At 71.6% G+C, this 8,884-nt stretch carries 9 protein-coding genes; 5 read left to right on the forward strand and 4 right to left on the reverse strand.

Features of this window, described 5'->3' with window-relative positions; genetic code table 11:
* Positions 1–191 precede the first annotated feature (191 nt).
* Together ALMP_RS17255 and ALMP_RS17260 are read right to left on the reverse strand one after the other, a co-directional pair.
* Entirely contained in the window at positions 192–2,540 is a 2,349-nt protein-coding gene (locus tag ALMP_RS17255) for an ABC transporter permease (RefSeq protein WP_264928920.1), read from the reverse strand.
* The gene (locus ALMP_RS17260; protein WP_264928921.1) at positions 2,537–3,244 is read right to left on the reverse strand and encodes an ABC transporter ATP-binding protein; all 708 of its coding nucleotides are present in this window, start codon (positions 3,242–3,244) and stop codon (positions 2,537–2,539) included. Before ALMP_RS17260 ends, ALMP_RS17255 begins: the two co-directional genes overlap by 4 nt.
* Before the next feature lie 211 nt (positions 3,245–3,455).
* Between ALMP_RS17260 and ALMP_RS17265 the strand changes: the two genes are divergently transcribed.
* The 4 genes from ALMP_RS17265 to ALMP_RS17280 all read left to right on the forward strand — a co-directional run bounded on the left by ALMP_RS17265 (position 3,456) and on the right by ALMP_RS17280 (position 6,746).
* Positions 3,456–4,766, forward strand: a complete 1,311-nt coding sequence (locus tag ALMP_RS17265) for a sensor histidine kinase (protein WP_264928922.1) — start codon at positions 3,456–3,458, stop codon at positions 4,764–4,766.
* A complete protein-coding gene (locus tag ALMP_RS17270) occupies positions 4,763–5,449 on the forward strand; it encodes a response regulator transcription factor (RefSeq protein WP_264928923.1) in 687 nt (228 codons plus the stop codon). Before ALMP_RS17265 ends, ALMP_RS17270 begins: the two co-directional genes overlap by 4 nt.
* 127 nt (positions 5,450–5,576) lie before the next feature.
* A complete protein-coding gene (locus ALMP_RS17275; RefSeq protein WP_264928925.1) occupies positions 5,577–5,951 on the forward strand; it encodes a VOC family protein in 375 nt (124 codons plus the stop codon).
* 246 nt (positions 5,952–6,197) lie between these two features.
* Positions 6,198–6,746: a DUF1062 domain-containing protein gene (locus tag ALMP_RS17280; protein WP_264928927.1), complete on the forward strand. Its 549-nt coding sequence runs from the start codon at positions 6,198–6,200 to the stop codon at positions 6,744–6,746.
* A gap of 152 nt (positions 6,747–6,898) precedes the next feature.
* On the opposite strand, the gene ALMP_RS17285 is transcribed toward ALMP_RS17280, so the two are convergent.
* The gene (locus ALMP_RS17285; RefSeq protein WP_264928947.1) at positions 6,899–7,294 is read right to left on the reverse strand and encodes a RidA family protein; all 396 of its coding nucleotides are present in this window, start codon (positions 7,292–7,294) and stop codon (positions 6,899–6,901) included.
* Positions 7,295–7,430: 136 nt separating this feature from the next.
* On the opposite strand from ALMP_RS17285, the gene ALMP_RS17290 reads away from it, so the two are divergent.
* On the forward strand, positions 7,431–8,396 hold the full coding sequence (locus ALMP_RS17290; RefSeq protein WP_264928929.1) for a YafY family protein: 966 nt from the start codon (positions 7,431–7,433) through the stop codon (positions 8,394–8,396).
* A gap of 97 nt (positions 8,397–8,493) precedes the next feature.
* Here the strand turns inward: ALMP_RS17290 and ALMP_RS17295 are convergent, their stop codons facing one another.
* On the reverse strand, positions 8,494–8,841 hold the full coding sequence (locus tag ALMP_RS17295; protein ID WP_264928931.1) for a MerR family transcriptional regulator: 348 nt from the start codon (positions 8,839–8,841) through the stop codon (positions 8,494–8,496).
* Positions 8,842–8,884: the final 43 nt, after the last annotated feature.

The following is an 8,884-nucleotide window of genomic DNA, read 5'->3' on the forward strand; positions in this document are numbered from 1 at the left end:
GGCCGGGCCGACCCCTCATCCCCCGCCCCCACCCCCTACCGCCCCCGACACCACCCGTCCTGCTCCTCCGGCTCCCCCGCCCGGAGCAGGTCGAGGAGACGGCGCTCGCCGTCGACCTTCAGCGAGTCCACCGCAACCCGGCCGTACAGACGGTCCGGGCCGGGCCGGCGGTCGCGGCCCGGCCGGCCCGCCTATTCGGTGCGCAGGGCCGTGGCGGTCCGGGCCCCGGCCGCCCAGCCGGCGGGCAGGACCGCACCCAAGGCGGCGATGAGCAGCCCGCCGAGTGCGAGCGGGAGCAGTTCGGCCCCGTCGTAGACGGCGACGACGGAACCGGGAAGACGCAGCCCCACGCTGTCGCCCATCGCGGGGACGACCCACCCGTGCAGGGCCACGCCGAGCGGCACGCCCAGGGCACCCGCGACCAGCCCGGTCACGACGACCGAGGTGAGGACCATCGCGACGGTCTGCCGCGGGGTCATGCCGAGCGCCTTGTGGACACCGATCTCCCGGACACGCTCGCGGGTGTCGAGCAGCACGCCGTTCAGCACCCCGAGCGCGGCGACGGCGACGAGCATCAGCGTGAGGATCACGGACAGCGCGTTGAGCGTGACGACCATGTCGCCGCCGGCGTCGAGCCCGCCGGCCCGAGCGGCGACCCCCAGCGGAGCCAGGTCCCTGTTCAGCGCGTCGACGTAGCCGGTCACGCCGGTGCCCGACGTGACCGCGATGTGATGGCTGGTCTCCGTCAGGTCGGGACGCGCGGCCGTCAGGGTCGAGGCGTCGGTGAAGACCTGCATGCCGTCGTTGCGGGGGTCGAGGACCTCACCGACGATCCGGACCGTGACCGGCTCGGCCAGACCGTCCAGGGTGACGGTGCCGCCGACGCGGCTGCCGGTGGCGGCCAGGAAGGGGGTCGGGACCACGGCCTCGCCGGGCCCGTCGATCCAGCGGCCCGAGACCATCGTGTAGCCGCCCCAGGAAGCGTCGCCGCTGAAGGCGATCACATCGACGGTGCCGGTCCGGCCGGACACGGTAGCCCGTACCGTCGCGGCCCGGTAGTACTTCCCGGTTCCGGCGGCCGCCTCGATGACGGCCGCGACCGCGACGGGATCGGCCTCGGGCTGCCGGTCGGCGCCGGGGACCCGGGGGCCGAAGTCAGGCAGGGGCGCGGGCACGACGACATCGGCGGCGTCGTGGGCCTTGGCCTTCATCACCTGGCCGAGCGAGGCGCCCATCCCCACGGTGAACGTGACCGCGGCGGCGCCGAACAGGATCGCCGTGCCCATGGCCAGCGCGCGGGCGGGCCGCGCGAAGGGCCGGACCAGGCCCAGGGCGACCGGCTGGGGCAGCGGCAGCCGCCCGGCCAGGCGGGCCGCCCAACGGCCGCGCCCCGCCGAAGCGGTACGCCCGACGGCGAGCGCGTCGACCGTACGCAGCCGGCCGGCCCGCCAGGCACTCGCCCACGCGGTCACCGCCACCAGGCCGAGCACCCCCGCGATCACCGCCGGGTCGACCCAGGGGGCGATGGCCAGGGACGAGGTGCCGTAGACCTCCCCGGTCTCGGCCAGCACGGGGACGGCGAGCAGATGGCCGGCGAGGACGCCGAGGGCCGTGCCGACGGCGGCCGGGATCAGCGCCTGACCCACGTAGGCCCGCACGACCTGGGCCGGGGTGAAGCCGACGGCCTTGAGGATGCCGATACGGCGCCTCCCCGTGCCGACGGCGGACGCGACGACGTTGCCGACCGTGAGCACCGACATGACCAGGCCCAGGGCGCCGAACGCGATGAGGAACGGGACGTAGAGGGCGGTGTCCCGCTCGGCGCTCTCCCGGACCGCGAGCCATGACTGCTCGCCGACGGCCGTTCCCGGCGGCAGGGTCCTCGCCACGGCCCTGCCGCCCGCGGCGATCTGCGCGGAGGTGTCCGCGTCGGTGAAGCGGTAGAGCATCTGGTAGCCGCCGCTGCCGGGCGCGGTGAGCGCCGGCATCTGGGCCGGCACCACCCACGCGTCAGCGGTCCGCGTGACCGAGCGGGCCACACCGACCACCGTCAGTGCCGGACCGCCGGACAGATCGGGGAAGACGATCTTCCTGCCCATGGTCGGGAGGAGCGAGGAGTCGGCGGACAGCGCGATCTCGCCGGAGCGCGCGGGCCACCGCCCGTCGAGCAGTGCCACCTCGTCCACGTCCCGGCCGGGATCGCCCCGGCCGACCACGGTCATCGGCCACCCGGGGTCCGCCCCGTCCGAACGCGGCGTGACCGTCGCCGTACGGAACGGCCCGGCCGCACTGCTCACCCCTTCGGCGCCCTTGGACCTCGACAGCTGACCGGCATTCACCTCGCCCGCGTCGAACCGCATGGACAGATGCGCGCCGCGCTGCCCGGCGAAGGCGTCGTCGAAGGGCGCGCCGGACACCACGAGCAGCGTTCCACCGAGGACGGAGGCGGCCACCGCCATCATCGTGGCGAGCCCGATCACCAGCGTCTGCACCCGGCGTCGTCCCACCCCCGAGCGCACCACCCGGCCGAGCGCGCTCATCGGACGGCCTCCGAGGCGACGGCCCGCGACCGGACGTCTTCGGTGATCCGGCCGTCGGCGATCCGGACCGTGCGGTTCGTGCAGGACCGGGCCAGAGCCAGGTCGTGGGTGACCACGACGATGGTCTGTCCCTCGGCGTTGAGGTCATTGAGCAGCCTGCTGACGTCCTGTCCGGCGGCCGTGTCCAGCGCCCCGGTCGGCTCGTCGGCCAGGAGCAGCGCCGGACGGTTCATCAACGCCCGGGCCACCGCGACGCGTTGCCGCTCGCCGCCGGACAGCCGCCCCGGATAGGCGCGGGCATGCCGGTCGAGACCCAGCAGTTCCAGGAGTTCCGCCGCCCGGCGGCCTGCCTCGCCCCGTGCCATGCCCGTGAGGCGCGCCGGCAGGACGACATTGTCGGTGACGGTCAGATCGTCGAGCAGATTGAAGAACTGGAAGACCATACCGATCTTCGACCGCCGGTACAGCGCCGATCCGGCTTCGCCCAACTGGTCCACCCGCACCCCGTCCACGGTGACCGTCCCCGTGTCGGGCCGGTCCAGGCCCGCGATCAGATGGAGCAGCGTGGACTTGCCGCTGCCGGAAGGGCCGAGGACCGCGACGGCCTCGCCGGGCCGCACGCTCAGCGACACCTCACGCAGAGCGGGCGGGCCGTCGTCGTACCGGCGGCTCACCTCCCGCAGTTCGATCACCGGCATGGTCATGAAAGGGCTCCTCGCGTAGGGGCGTTGACTGCGTGAACGCTAGGAGCGGGCCCGGCCCGCACGCGTCGCCCGCCCGAACCCATCGCGGTACCGCGCCGGGACGATTCCCCGACACGTCATCCCTGAGATGTAGGCGAGCGATGTATCCGGAGCGGCGGAAACGACCACCAGGACGGACTTCGCGGGTCCGCGCGGCGGCGACAATGAACCGGTGACGGACGTAGGTACGACGCTGGAGCGGCTGCGGGAAACCGCCCGCCGGACGGTCCGCGACGCCGGGCTTGCGAGCGGTCCACCGCTGCGGCCCACGCGGCGCGCCTGGCAGTTCGACATGCTGCTGGCACTGGTACTCGGAATCGCCACGGTCTACTACGGCATCGACAACGTCGGCATCGTCGTGGTGCGGGAGATCGCACCCGGCGTGGAGCACGTCATGCCACGCCCGTCCGGCCCCGGCGGCATGGCCTTCATGGTGACCCTCGCGGTCATCGCCTCCGGCGCCCTGGCACTGCGCCGCCGCTACCCGCTCGCCGTGCTGTGCGTCGTGACGGCCGCGGTGCTGGCGACACCGCAGAGCGTCCTGCGGCTGACCTTCTACGCGTTCGTCATCGCCGTCTACAGCGCCGCCGTGTACAGCCCGTACCGGGTGGCGACTCTGGTGGCGCTGCCGGTGTCGGTCCTCCTGGTAGGCACCTCGGGGGACTCGGTGACACCGATCGTTCCCAACGAGTACATCGCCCTGCTGATCCTGATCCCGATGGCCGTGGCCGCCGTCGGCCTGCGTACCTGGAAACTCCGCACCGACGAGGGCCGCGCACGGCTCTTTGCCCTGGAACGCGAACAGGCCGAGGCGCTGCGCCGGGCCGTCGAGCACGAACGGGCCAGGATCGCCCGCGAACTGCACGACGTCGTCACGCACAACGTCAGCGTGATGATCATCCAGGCGGGCGCCGCCCGCAAGATCATGAAGACCTCCCCCGAGCAGGCCGGCGAGGCGCTGCTCGCCGTCGAGGCGGGCGGACGGGCGGCCATGACCGAGCTGCGCCACGTCATGGGCCTGCTCACCATGGCCGACGAGGCCGAGGCGGCCGACGGAGGGGGTGCGGACCTGACCGATACGGCGGCGGAGCTGGCCCCGCAACCCGGCCTGGGCCAGCTGGAAGCGCTGGTCGGACGGGTACGGGACACCGGATTGCCCGTCGACCTGACCGTGACCGGCCCGTCCCGCCCTCTCCCGCCCGGCCTCGAACTCGCCGCCTACCGAGTGGTCCAGGAAGCCCTGACCAACACCGTGAAGCACGCGTCCGGCGCCACCGCCGCCGTAACCGTCGAATACGGCCCGCAACGGCTCCGGGTGGAAGTCACCGACACCGGTGGACACCCGGGCGCGACCGCCGGAAGCGGCCGGGGCCTGATCGGCCTGCGTGAGCGCCTCGCCGTCCACGACGGAACCCTGAACACCGGCCGACGTCTGACCGGCGGCTACCGTGTGGAGGCCCTGATCCCCTTGGAGACACCGTGACCGAGCCGCTGCGTGTGCTCCTCGCCGACGACCAGACCCTGGTGCGCACCGGCTTCCGGCTGATCCTCGGCGCCGACGGCATCGACGTCGTCGCCGAGGCGACCAACGGGACCGAAGCGGTCGAAGCGGTCCGCCGCACCCGTCCCGACGTGGTTCTGATGGACGTCCGGATGCCCGAGATGGACGGCCTGGAGGCCACCCGCCGCATCCTCACCGGCGCCCACCACGCTCCCCGCGTCATCATCCTCACCACCTTCGACCTCGACCGGTACGTCTACGCGGCGCTGTCCGCCGGGGCCAGCGGCTTCCTCCTCAAGGACGTCACCCCCGAGCAACTGACCGCGGCCGTCCGCACGGTCCGTACCGGCGACGCTCTCCTCGCGCCCGCCATCACCCGCCGCCTCGTGCAGCGGTTCACCCAGCGCGGCAGCGACACCGCCGCCCTCCACCGCGACCTCGCCTCGCTCACCCCGCGCGAACTGGAGGTCCTCGGCCTGCTGGCCCGAGGGCTGAGCAACGCCGAACTCGCCACCCGCCTCCACCTGGCCGAGACGACCGTCAAGACGCATGTCGCCCGCATCCTCGCCAAGCTCCGGCTCCGTGACCGTGTCCAGGCCGTCATCGTCGCCTATGAGACGGGACTGGTCACCGCCGGCGAACGCGAGACGACCGAGCAGACGTAGCCTCCAATCCCGGTGCGCGCCCGGCGGCGGCCCGGGGTGAAGCCGCGCATGCTCGCCGCGGTGACGGGTACCACCCCTCCCGTACCAGGGCGTCGCGGAAGCGGCAGAAGAGCGAGGGGTGTCGGAAGTGATTCGAAAGCTGCAGGCGATCGCGCTGGACTGCGCTGATCCGGTCCGGCTCGCGGAGTTCTACGCGGAGCTGCTCGGTGGCCGGGTGGTCGCGGACTCGGAGGATCCCGACTGGGTCGAGGTGCATGGCTTCGAGGGGACGCCGCTGGCCTGCCAGCGGGTGGACGGCTACCGACCGCCCGAATGGCCCAGCCAGGAGCGCCCGCAGCAACTCCACCTGGACTTCGACGTGGACGATCTCGACGGAGAGGAGAAGCGGGCACTCGCCCTCGGCGCGACCGTGCTGGAGCGGACGGACCAGCTCCGCCCGGAGGCCAACTGGCGGATCTACGCGGACCCGGCCGGCCATCCGTTCTGCCTCTGCCTCCACTGAGTTCCTCCGCCCCCCTGCCTGGCTCCGTGGACAGGCGCCACGAGGGCGAGCCGAATACCAGGCGCTCGAAAACCAGTGGAACGGCGCCGCCGCGCGCCATTACCGTGCTGTCGCACCACGTCGTCTAGTCAAGGACATGCCGTTGTACACCGTGTGAGACCTCCCAAGCGCTGATCGGTCGCGCGTCGCGCATATGCGCCGCGCTGCTTTTTGCTGCGGACTTCTCACTGAAATCGGTGTACTTCTGTGCTCAACAACTGGGTGGTCATGCCCACCTGCCTGCCGCTCGTCCTCCGTCGCTGCCACACCTGCGCGTCCGAGCGCTTCCGGGCGAACGGCAAATTCCGCGTCAACGCGAACCACAAGCTCATCGACGCCTGGCTCCTCGTGCTCTGCGCCGCTTGCGGGGAAACCGCGAAGCTCACCGTCCTGGAGCGGGTGAACGTGCGCTCCGTACGACCTGAGTTGTTGGACCGGCTGCACGACAACGACCCCGGCCTGGCGGCTGAGCTGCTCCAGGATCCGGTCGTGCGGCGCCGTAATCGCATCGCCCTCGACTGGGACGGCGCCTGGCGCCTCGACACCGGCGGATCGGACCATCTGGACCGCGAGGTGATCGACGTCTCGGTCCGCTTCGCGGCGCGGATCCCTGTCCGGCCGGTGCGACTGATCGCCGAAGGCTGCGGTCTTTCGCGGGCCGAGGTGGAGAGACTGGTCACGGAGGGCAAGCTCGTGTCGGCGATCCGGCTGAGCGGCAAGCTCTCCGGCGACTTCACCTTCACGCTCAAGCGCTGAGCCCCTCGTCGGCACCGAGGGCCTGTCCGGCAAGACCTGCCGGACAGGCCCTGAGCAACTCGTGTCCGTCACAGGGTGATTGACGACATGACGGCTGCCCCTGCTGCTCGCGCCGGTCCGACCGGCACGAGCAGCTATGCGGCGAGGTCGCGTCAGGCGACGGCGGTCCCCTCCAGTTCGACCATCTGGCCGGGGATCGCCAGCCGTGTCACTCCGAGCATCGTGGTGGCCGGTGCCACCCCGGCGGCACCCAACCGCGACGCCAGCACGCCGTAGTGCGGAAACAGCAGATCGACGTCGGTGGTGTAGACGTTGAGCCGGACGAGGTTCGCGAGGGACATGCCGGCCTCGCCGAGCACGGCCTCCAGGTTGTCGAGGCTCAGCGCCAACTGCGCCGCCATGTCGCCGTCATGCTGGGGCTTGCCGTCCTCGCTCATCGCGGTCTGTCCGGAGCAGTACAGGGTCCGGGTGTGCCCGGAGACGAGCTCACCCTGGTTGAAGCCCATCTCCACCGACCACGTCACCGGGTTGACTGCCGTTCGTTCCACTGCCATATCAGCTCCATTTCGATTCATGGGGGACATACGTCCATCGGCGCGGTAGCCGCCACCGTCGACGTCGGTGCTGACCAGCCTTCCGGCAAAGCACGACACCCTTGGTCATGTATTTCGATAGGGTTTTCGTATGCGCGCCGATCGGCTGGTTTCGTTGGTGCTGTTGCTGCGTCAGCGAGGGCGCCTGACCGCGGGAACGCTGGCCCGCGAGTTGGGGGTGTCCACCCGTACCGTGCTGCGCGACATCGAGGCGCTCTCCGCGGCCGGTGTCCCGGTCTACGCCGAACGCGGCCGACACGGCGGGTTCGCGTTGTTGCCCGGTTTCCGGACCGAGCTCACCGGACTGAACCATGACGAGGCCCTTGCCTTGCTGACCGCCGGATCGGGCCGCGGTGAGCAGGTGTTCGGCCTCGGCTCGGCGCTCGCTTCGGCGATGCGCAAGGTGGTCGACGCGCTGCCGGAGAGCCATCGGGCCACCGCGAGCGACGCGGCCGAGCGTTTTCTCGTCGAGCCGGAGACCGACCTGCTGTCACGCCGGCTGGTCACCGAGGAGGTGCCCGACACGATCATGACCGAGATCCGGCGTGCGGTGCTCGCCGGCCACAAGCTGCGTATCCACTACGCGGCCACGGACCAGGCACCACAGTGGCGCACGGTGGATCCGATCGGCCTGGTCACCGTGCGCGACCGGGGCTACTTGCTGGCCGCGAGATCCGGCGCGGACCGCACCTACCGGCTGTCCCGGGTGTTGGCCGCAGAGCAGCTCCCCGAACCGGCACAGCGACCGAACCAGGTCGATCTGGACCGGGTCTGGCGGGAACGCTGCGCGCAGTTCCTGTCCAGCGGCCATATCGCGGTGCAGATACGGGTGAACCCGGAGCGACGGGAGGAGTTGCTGAGCGCAGCGGTGGCCGTCCGCGCCGCGGAACCCGACGCGGACGGCTGGCTGCGACTGGAGGCGACGTTCCAGGACTTACGACACGCCGAGTGGGCGCTGTGGCAGCTCGGCACGGACGCGGAAGCCTTGGCCCCGGAGCCGTTGCGTACCTCCCTGCGCCACCGCGCCACCGCGATGGCCGCCCGCTACGGAGACTAGTCCTGAGCGCCGGCCAGAGCGAGGATTCCCGTCACATCGTCGGCCATGTTCGCTCTGGCGGCGCCTGCGCAGACCCGGTCGGCGCCCAATATCCCGATCAGGCTGAGGTCTTCGGCTGCTGCGACTCGTTGCCTCGGTTGCGCAGTTGCTCGTTGATGCGCTGGGCTTCTTCAAGCTGATCTTCGAGGATGACGATGCGGCAGGCGGCCTCGATGGGGGTGCCCTCGTCGACGAGTTCGCGGGCGCGGGCGGCGATGCGCAGCTGATAGCGGGAGTAGCGGCGGTGGCCGCCTTGGGAGCGCAGGGGGGTGATCAGGCGGTGTTCCCCGAGGGCGCGGAGGAAGGCAGGTGTGGTGCCGAGCATCTCGGCGGCCCGGCCCATGGTGTAGGCGGGGTAGTCGTCGTCGTCGAGGTTGTCGACGGGGCGGGAACGGGCAGGGGGCATAGACCTCTTCTTTCGGGGGACGCGTCGGGGGGCCCGGGGGCCG

The organism is Streptomyces sp. A012304, assembly GCF_026008495.1.
GTDB lineage: Bacteria > Actinomycetota > Actinomycetes > Streptomycetales > Streptomycetaceae > Streptomyces.

Coding starts and splice junctions, on each gene's coding strand:
- ALMP_RS17295 (WP_264928931.1), bottom strand. CDS start 8,841: ATGCCCCCTGCCCGTTCCCGCCCCGTCGACAACCTCGACGACGACGAC.
- ALMP_RS17260 (WP_264928921.1), bottom strand. CDS start 3,244: ATGACCATGCCGGTGATCGAACTGCGGGAGGTGAGCCGCCGGTACGAC.
- ALMP_RS17290 (WP_264928929.1), top strand. CDS start 7,431: ATGCGCGCCGATCGGCTGGTTTCGTTGGTGCTGTTGCTGCGTCAGCGA.
- ALMP_RS17255 (WP_264928920.1), bottom strand. CDS start 2,540: ATGAGCGCGCTCGGCCGGGTGGTGCGCTCGGGGGTGGGACGACGCCGG.